This is a genomic window from Tenacibaculum holothuriorum (genome assembly GCF_002120225.1).
GTDB lineage: Bacteria > Bacteroidota > Bacteroidia > Flavobacteriales > Flavobacteriaceae > Polaribacter > Polaribacter holothuriorum.
In genome coordinates this window covers 51,949-65,373 of sequence record NZ_LAPZ01000016.1, presented here as the reverse complement: position 1 = coordinate 65,373, position 13,425 = coordinate 51,949, and the positions used below count along the sequence as shown (strand labels likewise).

Below are 13,425 nucleotides of genomic sequence, written 5' to 3'. Positions count from 1 at the left end.
GGTTCGAGTCCCGTCCAGACCGCAAAAAGCTTCTCAAAATTGAGAAGCTTTTTTTATTTCTACAGCATAAAAAAACCGCACTTTTACAACACAGGATTTACAAAAGATTTTTTTCTATTAACTTTCACTATTCTTTATCTGCCATTTTTTTAACATAATCTGTTATAATAACAATGGTTTGAGCACCAACTTTACCTTCTATATATTTTGCATTTTCAGGATCTAACGATATTCTTCTTACCGCTGTTCCTTGTTTTGCAACCATGCTAGAACCTTTTACTTTTAAATCTTTTATCAATACTACGTTATCTCCTGCTTGTAAAATACTTCCATTACAATCTTTATGAATAACCTTTTCACTTTCATCTAAATGATCTCCAGTAGCCTCAGCAAATTGTAATTCTTCACCATCTAAATACATTATATCCAATAAATCTTGTGGCCAACCTTCATTTTTTAATCGATGTAACATTCTCCAAGCTACAACTTTTACAGCTCTAAATTCACTCCACATACTATCGTTTAAACAACGCCAATGATTTGCATCAACCAAACTAGAATCTTCTATTTGACTAACACAAGTATTACAAGCTAACAAACTCCCATCTACACCTCCAGTTGATATTGGCTGAACTTCATAAACCTTCAAATCAATTTCACTCGAACATAATTCACACTTTGCTCCACTTCTATCTTTTAACTCTTGTAATAAACTCATTATTTTTCATTTTTATACTCGCAAAAGTACATTTTTAAATTATCTTTAAGGCATGTTATTAGAAAGCGAAAGATTAATTATTAGAGAAGCCAAGGTAAGTGATGCTCCTTTTTATTTTAAATTATTTAATGATCCTGATTGGATTAAATACATTAATAATAAAAGGTTAAACTCTATTGAAGAAACAGAGGTTTATCTAGAAAAAATTTTATCTGAAAACAAAAAACTTAATGGACTAGGTTTTTACACTGTTGTTTTAAAAGAAAACAACAAACCTATAGGTGAAACTAGTGCCTTACAAAGAGAAAAATTAGAATATATTGATATTGGCTATGCTTTTTTACCTGAAGCCAGAGGTAAAGGATACGCTACAGAAGCTACGAAACTAACTATAGAATTTGTTCGTAAGAATTTTAATCAAAAAAAAGTATTAGCTTTTACATTACCCGAAAACAAAGCTTCACAAAAACTCTTAACCAAACTTGGATTCACTAACATTGGCTTACAAAATATTTTTGACGATGAAGAAGACTTTGTTTTTGAATTTACTTTTTAATGAATAACAATAACCGCATAGATCTTTATATTTTTTTAGGGCTATTAGCTTTTACCATTCCTTGGATTATAAAAATTCAAACCCAAACACAATACTCATTAAAAACCGATTCTATTAAAGTAGATTCATCACTTATTAAATCTATTATAAGAGGAAAACAACTTTTTAGAACTGAAAGTTGTTATTCTTGTCATAAAGTAGATAAAAGAATTTGTTTTGGTCCAAGGTTAGGTAAAATTTTAGATAGAAGGAGTAAAGATTTTCTAGTTAAGTTCATAAAGAATGAAGATTCTTTAGTTAAAGCCAAACACCCTGATGTAATTGCTTTGAAAGAAGAATACAAATGGGCTAATGGCCTACATAATAAAAAGCACTTAACTAATGGTCAAATAAATGATATTATAAACTACCTCCAACTATTTGATTAAATTTTTCTTAAATAAAAAATAACTCTTTATTATTCTATATTATTTTACAATATTTGCATTCCTCTTTTTGAAATACATAGACTAACCCCACACCAAACTTAAAAATGAAAATCAACCTCTCAAAAAGAAAGACTATAAAAGCAAGTAAAGTAAAATCACAACGATTTTTACTTTTACCTCTATTCTTTAATAGTTCAATCTATTGGCTAGAAACCGTTATTATTAAAAAGAATTTTAATGGTAAGACATACCAGATAACTGATGTTAAAAGACTAAAAGATTTATCAAGCGACTAATAAATATCCTATTGAAGGTATAATTCAATTAACCCTTCAGGGGCTTCAACATTGATAATTTTATTCTCTCTATCAACTTTTTTAATAAAGTCGTCGATCATAGGAATAAATATAACACTCTCTTCTCTTTCTATTTCAAATAATGGTTGAGCAGAAGTGTCGTTTATATTTTTAATGATTCCTACTTCACCAAAAGAAGCATCGATAATTGTAAAACCTATTACTTCATGGTAATAGAATTTATTTCCTGTAAGTTTAGGAAGTAATGATAATGGCAAGTATATTCCTGAACGCATAATAGCGTTGGCATCTTCCTCAGAAGAAACATCTTCAAACTTAACACGCAACATAGTACTTTTACTAAGTGAAGATTTTTCAATAAAAAATGGAACCAGATTATTGCCTAATTTGACAAAAACTGATTCCATATTTTTATACAATTCGGGTTCGTCAGTATCTAACTTGATAATAACTTCTCCCTTAAAACTATGTTTCTTAACGATTTTACCTAAATAAAAACAATCTTCTACACGCATAAAACCGTTAATTTATAGTTTTTACTCTTCGCTATCTCCAGTAGTTTCAGCTACTTCTTCGCTATCTGTTGCAGGTGTATTTGCAGCGATACGTGCTTCGTTTACAGCTTTTTCAGCCTCTAACGCTTTAGCTTTAGCTTCAGCTTGTGCTTTTGCTAAACCTTCAGCTTTACCAGCTACTTTTCCAGCTTTTTCCTCTAACCAAGCAGTAAATTTAGCTTCTGCTTGCTCTTCAGTTAAAGCTCCTTTACGAACTCCACCAGCTAAGTGATTCTTTAACATAGCTCCTTTATAAGATAAAATAGCTCTTGCTGTATCAGTTGGTTGAGCACCGTTTTGTAACCACTTTACAGCTCCATCAACATCTAAGTTAATAGTTGCAGGGTTAGTGTTTGGGTTATACGTTCCTAATTTTTCTAAGAAACGACCATCTCTTTTAGCTCTAGAATCAGCAGCTACTACCCAATAAAATGGTTTTCCTTTTTTACCGTGTCTTTGTAATCTAATTTTTACAGGCATAATGTTAATTTTTAAGGTTCGCGACCTTGATTATTAATAATTTTACTATCTCGTAGTAAGTGGCGGCAAATTTACAAAAGCTTTTTTAATCAGCAATAAAAAATTAAAATTTATTCAATAAAAAAGAGCTTGATAAACAAGCTCTTAAGAAAAATAAAATTGTACTGTATATTATAATACTCTAACGCTAACAGCGTTTAATCCTTTTCTACCTTCTTTAAGTTCAAACTCTACAGTATCACCTTCTCTAATCTCATCGATTAAACCTGATACGTGTACAAAATGTTCTGTGTTTGACCCTGACTCTGTAATAAATCCAAAACCTTTAGATTCATTGAAGAACTTTACTGTTCCTTCTTTCATTGTAATAATATTAAAAAATTCTTGCACAAAGGTAATCTTTATATTTGAGGTTCAGGGAGTTTTCTTCATTTATTTTAAATAATATTTTCTTATCAAGAATCACACGCTTATCGTTAATAACTTATACGGAAACAGATATTTTTTATTAGTATTTTTACATTCTTAATAAAGTCTTTATTTCTTCAATTAGTAAACACTAGTATGTACTTAATTTTTGATACCGAAACAACTGGATTACCAAAGAGTTGGAACGCTCCAATTACTGATACCGACAACTGGCCAAGAGCCATACAAGTTGCGTGGCAGTTACATGATGAAATGGGTAATGTGGTTGAACATAATGATTTCTTAATTCAACCCGATGGATTTAACATTCCTTTTGATGCTGAAAGAATTCATGGTATTTCAACCGATTTGGCATTAGAGCAAGGTATTACTTTAGCCGAAGGATTAGACTTATTTAACGAAGCTCTTAAAAAAACCAAATTTATAGTTGGTCAAAATGTTGGCTTCGATGTGAATATTATGGGATGTGAATTCCATAGGCTTGGTGTTGAAAATAATTTAACCGAACTTCCTGTTTTAGACACTTGTACCGAACATACTGCTCAATTATGTCAAATTCCAGGAGGTCGTGGAGGTAAATTCAAACTACCAACCTTAACTGAATTACACAATCATTTATTCGGAGTTGGTTTTGGCGAAGCGCATAACGCAACTGCCGATGTTGAGGCCACAACGCGATGTTTTTTAGAGTTAATCCGTCTTAGACAATATACTGAAGAACAATTAGACGTTCCTTCTGATTATTTCGAGCGTTTTTCTGAGGCAAACCCAATGCCAATAAAAGTAATCGGATTAAAGCACTTAAACCTTAAACAAGAAAGTGACAAAATCCGTAACAGAAAAGAACAAGAAAAAGGAGCTACTAAAAACATCGATACTTCAAAAGGGCTAGCTACTTTAGAAGGTGTTCAATTTGCTCATTTACACAATCACACACAGTTTTCGGTACTACAATCTACCATTCAAATTGGTAATATTGTAAAAGCAGCTGCTAACGATAACATGTCGGCTGTAGCACTTACCGATACTGGAAACATGATGGCAGCTTTTCACTTCGTAAAAGAAGTAATGGGACACAACAAATCTGTAAAAGCAGCCAACAAAGAAGCAGAAGAAAACGGAGAAGAACCTAAAGGTACTTTATTAAAACCTATTATTGGTTGTGAATTTTTTATCTGTGAAAATCATGCCGATAAATCACATAAAGACAACGGTTATCAAGTAGTATTATTAGCAAAAAACAAGAGAGGATACCATAATCTTGCTAAAATGTCCTCAATTGCTTTTGTTGATGGGTTTTACTACGTACCGAGAATAGATAAAGAAGTTGTTAAGCAATACAAAGAAGATGTTATTGTTTTAACAGGAAATTTATATGGTGAAGTTCCTTCAAAGATCTTAAATATCGGAGAAGCTCAAGCAGAAGAAGCTTTATTATGGTGGAAAGAAGAATTTGGAGATGATTTATACATCGAATTAATGCGCCATGGACAACAAGATGAAGATGTTGTTAATGAAACACTTTTAAAATTCGCTGAAAAGCACCATATAAAAACAGTAGCTACTAACAACACCTTTTACCTAGGTAAAGAAGATGCTAATGCCCATGATATTTTACTATGTGTTAAAGACGGTGAAAAGCAAGCTACTCCAAAAGGTAGAGGAAGAGGGTATCGTTACGGATTACCAAACGATGAATATTACTTTAAATCTACCGAAGAAATGAAAAAACTTTTTGCTGATATTCCAGAAGCAATTAGTAATGTTCAAGAAATTGTTGATAAAATAGAGCCTTTCGAATTAGCTCGTGATGTATTATTACCTGCTTTCGAAATACCTGAACAATTCACAGACGAAAAAGATAATGAAGATGGAGGTAAAAGAGGAGAAAATAATTTTTTACGTCACTTAACTTACGAAGGAGCAAAAAAACGATACGGAGAAATTACCGATAGTATTAGAGAACGATTAGATTTCGAGTTAGAAGTTATTGAAAAAACAGGATACCCTGGTTATTTCTTAATTGTAGAAGATTTTATTAGAGAAGCTAGAAACATGAATGTTTCGGTAGGTCCAGGGCGTGGTTCTGCAGCAGGTTCAGTAGTAGCTTACTGTTTATGGATTACCAATATCGATCCTATCAAATACGATTTACTTTTTGAGCGTTTCTTAAATCCTGAACGTGTATCCATGCCCGATATCGATATTGATTTTGATGATGAAGGTCGTGGTCGTGTAATGGATTATGTAATTGAAAAATACGGAGCCAATCAAGTAGCACAAATCATTACTTATGGTACCATGGCAGCAAAATCTTCTATTCGAGACACTGCTCGTGTATTAGATTTACCTTTATTCGAAGCCGACAGAATTGCCAAATTAATCCCAGGAATGAAACTAAAGAAAATTTTCTCTTTAGATGATGCTGGTTTAAAAGCCAAACTCCGTTCCGAAGAAATTGAAATGGTTAATGAACTTAAAAACATTGCTAACGGTAGCGGATTAGAAGCTGAGACCATTAACAAAGCAAGAATTTTAGAAGGTTCAGTTCGTAACACAGGAATTCACGCCTGTGGAGTTATTATTACTCCCGACGACATTACCAAGTTCGTACCCGTATCGGTTGCAAAAGATTCAGACATGTATGTAACTCAGTTCGACAACTCTGTTGTTGAAAGTGCTGGATTACTAAAAATGGATTTCTTAGGATTAAAAACACTTACTTTAATTAAAGACACCGTTAAAATTGTAAAAGCACGTCATGGTGTTGAGTTAGATCCTGAAAACTTTCCTATTGATGACGAAGAAACCTATGCACTTTTCCAACGTGGAGAAACCGTAGGAATATTCCAATATGAATCTCCTGGAATGCAAAAATACATGCGTGAACTGAAACCAACAGTTTTTGCTGATTTAATTGCAATGAATGCACTGTATCGTCCAGGACCGTTAGAATATATCCCTTCTTTTATTAGAAGAAAACACGGTGAAGAAGAAATCACCTACGATTTACCAGCCTTAGAAGAATATTTAGCAGAAACCTACGGGATTACAGTATATCAGGAGCAAGTAATGTTGCTTTCTCAAAAATTAGCAGACTTTACCAAAGGTGAAGCCGATGTACTTCGTAAAGCTATGGGTAAAAAACAAGCTGCGGTACTTGCTAAAATGAAACCGAAGTTCATAGAGCAGTCTATGAAAAATGGTCATGATGAAAAAGCTTTAGAAAAAATTTGGAAAGACTGGGAAGCATTTGCATCCTATGCCTTTAACAAATCGCACTCTACTTGTTATGCGTGGATAGCCTATCAAACAGCTTATTTAAAAGCGCATTATCCTGCTGAATACATGGCTGCTGTTCTTTCAAATAACATGAACGATATTAAAACAGTTTCGTTCTTTATGGAAGAATGTAAGCGCATGGGACTAGAAGTTTTAGGACCAGATGTTAACGAATCGTACTTAAAGTTTTCTGTAAACGATCAAGGAGCTGTACGTTTTGGTATGGCAGCTATCAAAGGAGTTGGAGCCGGAGCTGTACAAGCAATTATTAATGAGCGTAAAGAAAATGGTTTTTTCAAATCTATTTTTGATGTGGCAAAACGTGTCGATTTGCGTGCTGCCAACAAAAAAGCTTTTGAAGGATTGGTACTTGCTGGCGGATTTGACTCATTCACCAATACACACAGGGCACAATATTATGTTACTGACGAGAAAGGTCAGACATTTTTAGAAAAGGCAATTCGCTACGGAAATAAATATCAAGAAAATTTAAATTCCTCTCAGGTTTCCTTATTTGGTGAAGCTTCGGAAGAAGAAATGCCAGAGCCAATTATTCCGCTATGTGAAACTTGGGGGACTATGGAGTTACTTGCCAAGGAAAAGGAAATGATTGGGATGTATATTTCTGCACATCCATTAGATGATTTTAAAAATGAACTCCGTTTTTGTAACGCCGACTTATCGTATTTTAAAGATGATTTAAAGAAATATGAAGGACATAACTTAGCTTTCGGTGGAATTGTTACCGATGTTCAACACCGAGTTTCTAAAATGGGAAAAGGTTGGGCATCATTCATTATTGAAGATTACATGGATAGTTATGAATTCAGAATCTTTGGAGAAGATTACTTAAAATTCAAACACTATTTAGTACAAAGTTCTTTCTTATTTATTAGAGCATCAGTACAACCTGGGTGGGTAAATAAAGAAGGCGTTCGTGGTGAACCTCGTTTAAAGTTTACCGAATTTAAACTCTTACACGATGTAATGGATGAACTTTGTAAAAAAGTTACTATTAAGCTTCAATTACAAGAAATTAAAGAAGATAAAATTAAAGGTTTAGAACATTTATTTGTAACCAACAAAGGGAAGCAATCGTTACATTTTACTATTTGGGATGCTGAAGAAAAAATTGAATTGACTCTTCCTAGTAGAACTACTAAAGTAAATGTATCTAACGAATTTTTAAAGACTTTAGACAAAGAACATATTAATTATAAGTTGAATTAAAAATTGTGTTATCAGAATATCAAAACACTAACGATTTATTAACTGGTGTATCTAACGATGAATTATATACACAGTTAATAAATCAACTAAATAAGGATTTTAGCTTGGCTAATATTGATTTTTCTTTTACTGAAGATAGCTCTCCTCAACTACTAAAAGACAAACTTATAAAGCAGATTACTTTTTTAATTTCAAATGATTCGCACTCGTATCAAAACCTTCTCTATATAATTGACGTTTCTGAACATGATATAAACAAAATAGCATCACCAAACACAAACTCTTACATAGAAAATATCGTTTTTTTAATTCTTAAAAGAATATTGAAAAAAGTATGGTTTAAAAATAAGTTTTCTAACTAGTCAACTCTCTAAACAAACTTTCTAAATTTTTGTTTTCAGTATTTAATCCAAGGATTTTTAATCCGTTTTCTTGAGCAAAATCAAATATGAGTGGACGCATATCTTCTGAAGAATCAAAAGTAAGTGTCCAATTATTTTCTATAGTATTTTTAAATGAAGTTAAATTAGGTAGTCTTTTTATAAATTGCTCTTCTAACTTATAATCGAAAGTAACTCGTATTACCTGTTCGTTACTTGTTTTTAGTTCTTGTAGCGAAGTATTACTTACAATTTCTCCTTTGTTAATTATAATTACACTATCACAAACTGCTTCTACTTCTTGCATTATATGTGTAGAAAGTAAAACTGTTTTGTCTTTTCCTAATTCTTTTATCAAAGCTCTTATTTCAACTAACTGATTTGGATCTAACCCAGTAGTTGGCTCATCTAAAATTAACACCTCTGGATTGTGTAAAATAGCAGCTGCCAATCCAACACGTTGGCGATACCCTTTCGATAGTTTTCCTATTTTTTTAGAAACTTCAGGAGTTAACCCAACCTTTTCAATCACTTTATTTACTTCTTCTTTATCTACATTGTAAATTTCTGCTTGAAACTGTAAATACTCTCGTACATACATATCTAAATACAACGGATTGTGCTCAGGTAAATACCCTACTTTTTTCTGTGCTTCAATCGGGTTTTTTAACACATCTATCCCACCTACTAAAACTTCTCCTTCAGTAGGTTGAATATATCCTGTTAAAATTTTCATTGTTGTAGATTTCCCTGCTCCATTTGGACCTAGAAACCCTACAATCTCTCCTTTTTTTGCTTCAAAAGAAATTGAATTTACTGCAGTTTGATTTCCGTAAACTTTAGATATTGAACTAAGTTGTATTGACATTAGTTATTATTATGTATGATAAAAATCTGAAACAAGTTCAGAATGATGAGTTTAACTAAATTCTTTCGTAAGAAACGAAACTATAATTGTATTTATTTTTCTCGTCTGCTTTAAAATCTTCACGAGAGACTTCTTTCCATTGAGTTAGATCAATTTCAGGAAAAAAAACATCGGCTTCAAAATCATGATGTACATAAGTAATATCTAACTTATCTACCAGTTTTTTTTCTATTGCTTGCTTATATATTTGAGCTCCGCCTATAAGAAAAATATGATCATCTTCTTTAACTAGTTCTATGGCATCTTCTATAGAGTTTGCTATTAAACAACCATCTACAAAATAATCATTATTTCTCGTAATTATTACTGAAGTTCTATTTGGCAATGGTTTTCCTATACTTTCAAAAGTATTGCGCCCCATTAAAATATGATGCCCAGAAGTAACTTTTTTAAACCTTTTTAAATCTGCAGGCAAATGCCATATTAAGTCATTATCTTTTCCTAAAGCATTGTTGTTTGCTATAGCAGCAATAATTGTTATCATATAGTATTTTTAGAAGTGTAAAGTTACATATTCTTTACCCATTCTTTTATATAACCGTTAAGATCTCTTTTATCTGTTACTTGATTTATTTCACTTACTTCTAAATTGGCGATAAGTGTTTGAATTGCCAATAACACTTTTTCGTCATTGATTTCAGCAATTTTATCATAAATCTCTTCTTTAATTAAGTCTACTGTTGCTGTCATGTTGTTTGCTTTTAATAATTTACGTTACTAATTTACTAACAAAACAACGCATCTCAAAAAACGTTTTGTATAAAAACATGTTAAATTATACAGCAACAACACCTTTTATATGCGGGTGAGGATTATAATTTACCAACTCAAAATCTTCAAAAGTAAAATCTTCGATGTTTTTTATTGAAGGATTTATGTTCATTTGAGGTAATTCTCTTGGTTCTCTAGACAATTGTAACTCTAACTGTTCAAAGTGATTATTATAGATATGAGCATCACCAAAAGTATGAATAAAATCTCCTGCTTCATAACCACAAACTTGTGCCATCATCATAGTTAACAACGCATAACTTGCAATGTTAAAAGGAACACCTAGAAAGATATCGGCACTACGTTGATATAATTGACACGACAACTTACCATCGGCTACATAAAATTGAAAAAATGCATGACAAGGAGGTAAAGCGGCTTTACCATTAGCTACGTTACCTGAAAAAGAAATTGAAGTATCTGGTAATACTGATGGATTCCAAGCAGAAACCAACATTCTACGACTGTTCGGATTGGTTTTTAAGGTTTCTATTACCTCTTTTAGCTGATCTATTTCTTCGCTATTCCAATTACGCCATTGGTGGCCATATACTGGACCTAAATCACCTTTTTCATCTGCCCATTCGTTCCATATTCTTACACCATTTTCTTGTAGATACTTTACATTAGTATCACCTTTTATAAACCATAACAATTCATAAATAATAGATTTTAAATGCAGTTTCTTAGTAGTAACCATTGGGAAACCTTCACTTAAATCAAACCTCATCTGATAGCCAAAAACACTTTTTGTTCCTGTTCCTGTTCTATCTCCTTTTTCGTTTCCGTTTTCTAAAACATGCTTAACTAAATCGTGATACTGCTTCATTTTCTATGAATTGATTTTAGGTAAAAATAAAAAAGCATCAACAAAAATTGTTGATGCTTTTTAAAATTATATCAATAAGTTATTAACTGTTATTTGTCTGTAGCGACTCGCTACCCGATAATCATTCCTGCTATGGTAGCCGACATTAGCGAAGCTATTGTTCCTCCAATTAATGCCTTCATACCAAATTCTGATAATGTTTTTCGTTGTCCTGGTGCTAACGAACCAATACCACCTATTTGAATACCAATTGATGCAAAGTTTGCAAAACCACACAACATATATGTTGCCATAATAATTGACTTATTATAAGTTAAATGCGTAGCGCTTGCAACATTTTTAAGCTCTGCTAATTGAATATACCCTACAAATTCACTTGCCGCTAATTTAATACCTAACAACTGCCCCATTAATGCCATATCTTCTTTAGCAACTCCAATTAACCACATTAACGGTGCGAAAATATATCCTAAAATAGCTTCTAATGAAAATTTAGCATAAGTAGTATTTTCTGCCATCCAAGTATTTAATGAAGTAACATCTCCTACCCAACCTAAAATTCCGTTTATCATGGCAATGAAAGCAATAAATACTAATAACATCGCAGCTACATTCATTGCTAAATTTAATCCTTCAGTAGTACCGTTTGCGATAGCGTCTAGAATATTAGACCCTATTTTTTCTGAAGATACTTTAACATCAGTATTAACTTCTTCAGTTTGTGGATATAATATTTTTGAAATAATAATTGCTCCTGGTGCTGCCATTACTGATGCCGCTAATAAGTGCTTTGCATACAATAAACGTAAAGCCTCATCATCTCCTCCTAAGAAACCGATGTAAGCCGCTAATACGGCTCCTGCAACTGTAGCCATTCCTCCTATCATTACTAATAAGATTTCAGAACGGTTCATTTTCTCTAAGTAAGCTTTAATTAATAAAGGTGCTTCAGTTTGTCCTAAGAAAATATTTCCTGCAACCGATAAACTTTCTGCTCCAGAAATTTTTAATCCTTTAGATAACAACCAAGCTAATCCTTTAACTACTTTTTGAATTAACCCTAGATAAAACAATAAAGACGTTAATGCTGAGAAGAAAATAATAGTTGGTAATACTTGAAATGCAAAAATGAATCCAAAAGAATCCATGTTAGACACTAATCCGCTAAATAAAAATTCACTACCTGCTCTTGTAAAGTCTAATACACTCACAAACAAACCTCCAACTAATTCGAAAGCTTTTTGCACAAAAGGAACTTTTAAAACTCCGATAGCTATTAACAACTGAAAAGCTAATCCTAATCCGACTGTTTTCCAATCAATTCCTCTTCTATTCGAACTAAATAAAAAAGCTATAATTAATAATGTAATCATTCCTAAAGCTCCTCTCCACACACTGTTAAAAGAAATTCCTTGACTTGGAATAATTTCACTTTGATTTTCTACAACCTCAACTTCCTCTTTTACAACTGTAACTGGTGCCCCAGCTGAAGAAAACTTATACAATACATCATTTTCTGAAATAGTTAAGTTATTATCTGTTAATTCAACAACATTATAATAACGTATAGTATCGTTAGGTTGCTTGTATTTAAAAATTAGAAGATTGTTTTGATGGATAAAATCTCCTCCAGCTTTCAAGCTATCTTTAGAAGCTAAAGAATATGAGAATTCTCCTTCTTTTAAATTAAATACATCTCCTTCATTAATCTCTGCTAGTTTCGTACCGTCTGTTTTTTCAATTGATGAGAAAATCCAGTTTTTTTCCAGACTTTGAGCCGCTGAAAAAAAACGGTAAACAACATAACAATACAATGATTATTTTTTTCATTTTATTTAATATGTATTAAGAGCGTTTGCTTATTTCATCTCTAATTTTAGCAGCTAACTCGTAGTTTTCATTAGTAACTGCTTCTTCTAATTGAGCATGTAGTTCTTCTAGAGACATATGCGAAAAACCTTCTGCGGATTCTGCTATTTCTTCAAGTTCTATCTCAATTTCACCTTCTTCACTTAAATCTTCTTCGATTTCTAACTCTTCTTCCATCTTTAAATAAATACCTGCTTTATCTAAAATGTTTTCATACGTATAAATAGGCGCTTGAAAACGTACTGCTAAAGCAATAGCATCAGAAGTTCGAGTATCAATAACCTCTTCTTCTCCTTCTCTTTCACAAACTAAGCTCGAAAAGAAAACTCCATCAACCAATTTATGGATGATTACTTGCTTAATTTGAATATGAAAACGATCGGAAAAAGTTTTAAATAAATCGTGAGTTAATGGTCTTGGTGGACGAATTTCTTTTTCTAAAGCTATGGCTATCGATTGAGCTTCAAAAGCCCCTATAATAATTGGCAATGTACGAGTACCTCCTACTTCGCTCAACACCAATGCATAAGCACCACTTTGTGTTTGGCTATAAGAAATTCCTTTAATAGTTAGTTGTATTAAACTCATTATCAGTCTACATAAAAAAAGAGCTGTCTAAATTTTTGGCTTTATGCTTTTTTAGACAGCCCTTTT

At 32.2% G+C, this 13,425-nt stretch carries 15 protein-coding genes; 5 read left to right on the top strand and 10 right to left on the bottom strand.

What is annotated here, in order from left to right; translation table 11 throughout:
* Window positions 1-127: 127 nt before the first annotated feature.
* Window positions 128-718, bottom strand: a complete 591-nt coding sequence (locus WH52_RS14000; protein ID WP_086031591.1) for a PhnA domain-containing protein — start codon at window positions 716-718, stop codon at window positions 128-130.
* Between the two features lie 52 nt (window positions 719-770).
* Here WH52_RS14000 and WH52_RS13995 point away from each other — a divergent pair, with 52 nt between their 5' ends.
* The 3 genes from WH52_RS13995 to WH52_RS14910 all read left to right on the top strand — a co-directional run bounded on the left by WH52_RS13995 (window position 771) and on the right by WH52_RS14910 (window position 1,998).
* Window positions 771-1,274 carry a GNAT family N-acetyltransferase gene (locus tag WH52_RS13995; RefSeq protein ID WP_086031590.1) on the top strand — a complete coding sequence of 168 codons (504 nt, stop codon included), beginning with the start codon at window positions 771-773 and terminating at the stop codon, window positions 1,272-1,274.
* Window positions 1,274-1,702: a c-type cytochrome gene (locus tag WH52_RS13990; RefSeq protein WP_086031589.1), complete on the top strand. Its 429-nt coding sequence runs from the start codon at window positions 1,274-1,276 to the stop codon at window positions 1,700-1,702. Before WH52_RS13995 ends, WH52_RS13990 begins: the two co-directional genes overlap by 1 nt.
* Window positions 1,703-1,806: 104 nt before the next feature.
* Window positions 1,807-1,998 carry a hypothetical protein gene (locus WH52_RS14910; RefSeq protein WP_086031588.1) on the top strand — a complete coding sequence of 64 codons (192 nt, stop codon included), beginning with the start codon at window positions 1,807-1,809 and terminating at the stop codon, window positions 1,996-1,998.
* Window positions 1,999-2,006: 8 nt separating this feature from the next.
* Here WH52_RS14910 and rimM read toward each other — a convergent pair whose 3' ends face one another.
* From rimM to WH52_RS13970, 3 genes are all read right to left on the bottom strand, one after another.
* The gene (gene rimM / locus WH52_RS13980; RefSeq protein WP_086031587.1) at window positions 2,007-2,534 is read right to left on the bottom strand and encodes a ribosome maturation factor RimM; all 528 of its coding nucleotides are present in this window, start codon (window positions 2,532-2,534) and stop codon (window positions 2,007-2,009) included.
* A 21-nt stretch (window positions 2,535-2,555) separates the two neighbouring features.
* A complete protein-coding gene (locus WH52_RS13975) occupies window positions 2,556-3,053 on the bottom strand; it encodes a 30S ribosomal protein S16 (protein WP_086031586.1) in 498 nt (165 codons plus the stop codon).
* 171 nt (window positions 3,054-3,224) lie between these two features.
* Entirely contained in the window at window positions 3,225-3,416 is a 192-nt protein-coding gene (locus WH52_RS13970; protein ID WP_086031585.1) for a cold-shock protein, read from the bottom strand.
* A 201-nt stretch (window positions 3,417-3,617) separates the two neighbouring features.
* On the opposite strand from WH52_RS13970, the gene dnaE reads away from it, so the two are divergent.
* Both dnaE and WH52_RS13960 read left to right on the top strand, forming a co-directional pair.
* Window positions 3,618-7,994 carry a DNA polymerase III subunit alpha gene (gene dnaE, locus WH52_RS13965; protein WP_086031584.1) on the top strand — a complete coding sequence of 1,459 codons (4,377 nt, stop codon included), beginning with the start codon at window positions 3,618-3,620 and terminating at the stop codon, window positions 7,992-7,994.
* Between the two features lie 5 nt (window positions 7,995-7,999).
* Window positions 8,000-8,356, top strand: coding sequence for a hypothetical protein (locus tag WH52_RS13960; RefSeq protein WP_086031583.1), 357 nt, complete (start codon window positions 8,000-8,002; stop codon window positions 8,354-8,356).
* On the opposite strand, the gene gldA is transcribed toward WH52_RS13960, so the two are convergent.
* From gldA to WH52_RS13930, 6 genes are all read right to left on the bottom strand, one after another.
* A complete protein-coding gene (gldA, locus tag WH52_RS13955; RefSeq protein ID WP_086031582.1) occupies window positions 8,349-9,242 on the bottom strand; it encodes a gliding motility-associated ABC transporter ATP-binding subunit GldA in 894 nt (297 codons plus the stop codon). The genes WH52_RS13960 and gldA overlap by 8 nt on opposite strands.
* A gap of 55 nt (window positions 9,243-9,297) precedes the next feature.
* Window positions 9,298-9,786, bottom strand: coding sequence for a dihydrofolate reductase (locus WH52_RS13950; protein WP_086031581.1), 489 nt, complete (start codon window positions 9,784-9,786; stop codon window positions 9,298-9,300).
* A 23-nt stretch (window positions 9,787-9,809) separates the two neighbouring features.
* The gene (locus tag WH52_RS13945; protein WP_086031580.1) at window positions 9,810-9,992 is read right to left on the bottom strand and encodes a hypothetical protein; all 183 of its coding nucleotides are present in this window, start codon (window positions 9,990-9,992) and stop codon (window positions 9,810-9,812) included.
* A gap of 85 nt (window positions 9,993-10,077) precedes the next feature.
* Entirely contained in the window at window positions 10,078-10,902 is an 825-nt protein-coding gene (locus WH52_RS13940) for a thymidylate synthase (RefSeq protein WP_086031579.1), read from the bottom strand.
* 110 nt (window positions 10,903-11,012) lie between these two features.
* The gene (locus WH52_RS13935) at window positions 11,013-12,716 is read right to left on the bottom strand and encodes a NupC/NupG family nucleoside CNT transporter (protein ID WP_086031578.1); all 1,704 of its coding nucleotides are present in this window, start codon (window positions 12,714-12,716) and stop codon (window positions 11,013-11,015) included.
* 31 nt (window positions 12,717-12,747) lie between these two features.
* Window positions 12,748-13,359, bottom strand: coding sequence for a bifunctional nuclease family protein (locus WH52_RS13930; protein WP_086031577.1), 612 nt, complete (start codon window positions 13,357-13,359; stop codon window positions 12,748-12,750).
* Window positions 13,360-13,425 lie beyond the last annotated feature (66 nt).

Excerpts from the sequence above, each read along its gene's own strand:
- WH52_RS14910 (WP_086031588.1), top strand. The coding sequence starts at position 1,807 with ATGAAAATCAACCTCTCAAAAAGAAAGACTATAAAAGCAAGTAAAGTA.
- WH52_RS13945 (WP_086031580.1), bottom strand. The coding sequence starts at position 9,992 with ATGACAGCAACAGTAGACTTAATTAAAGAAGAGATTTATGATAAAATT.
- WH52_RS14000 (WP_086031591.1), bottom strand. The coding sequence starts at position 718 with ATGAGTTTATTACAAGAGTTAAAAGATAGAAGTGGAGCAAAGTGTGAA.
- WH52_RS13950 (WP_086031581.1), bottom strand. The coding sequence starts at position 9,786 with ATGATAACAATTATTGCTGCTATAGCAAACAACAATGCTTTAGGAAAA.
- WH52_RS13990 (WP_086031589.1), top strand. The coding sequence starts at position 1,274 with ATGAATAACAATAACCGCATAGATCTTTATATTTTTTTAGGGCTATTA.
- WH52_RS13995 (WP_086031590.1), top strand. The coding sequence starts at position 771 with ATGTTATTAGAAAGCGAAAGATTAATTATTAGAGAAGCCAAGGTAAGT.
- WH52_RS13930 (WP_086031577.1), bottom strand. The coding sequence starts at position 13,359 with ATGAGTTTAATACAACTAACTATTAAAGGAATTTCTTATAGCCAAACA.
- gldA (WP_086031582.1), bottom strand. The coding sequence starts at position 9,242 with ATGTCAATACAACTTAGTTCAATATCTAAAGTTTACGGAAATCAAACT.
- WH52_RS13940 (WP_086031579.1), bottom strand. The coding sequence starts at position 10,902 with ATGAAGCAGTATCACGATTTAGTTAAGCATGTTTTAGAAAACGGAAAC.
- WH52_RS13975 (WP_086031586.1), bottom strand. The coding sequence starts at position 3,053 with ATGCCTGTAAAAATTAGATTACAAAGACACGGTAAAAAAGGAAAACCA.
- WH52_RS13970 (WP_086031585.1), bottom strand. The coding sequence starts at position 3,416 with ATGAAAGAAGGAACAGTAAAGTTCTTCAATGAATCTAAAGGTTTTGGA.
- dnaE (WP_086031584.1), top strand. The coding sequence starts at position 3,618 with ATGTACTTAATTTTTGATACCGAAACAACTGGATTACCAAAGAGTTGG.
- rimM (WP_086031587.1), bottom strand. The coding sequence starts at position 2,534 with ATGCGTGTAGAAGATTGTTTTTATTTAGGTAAAATCGTTAAGAAACAT.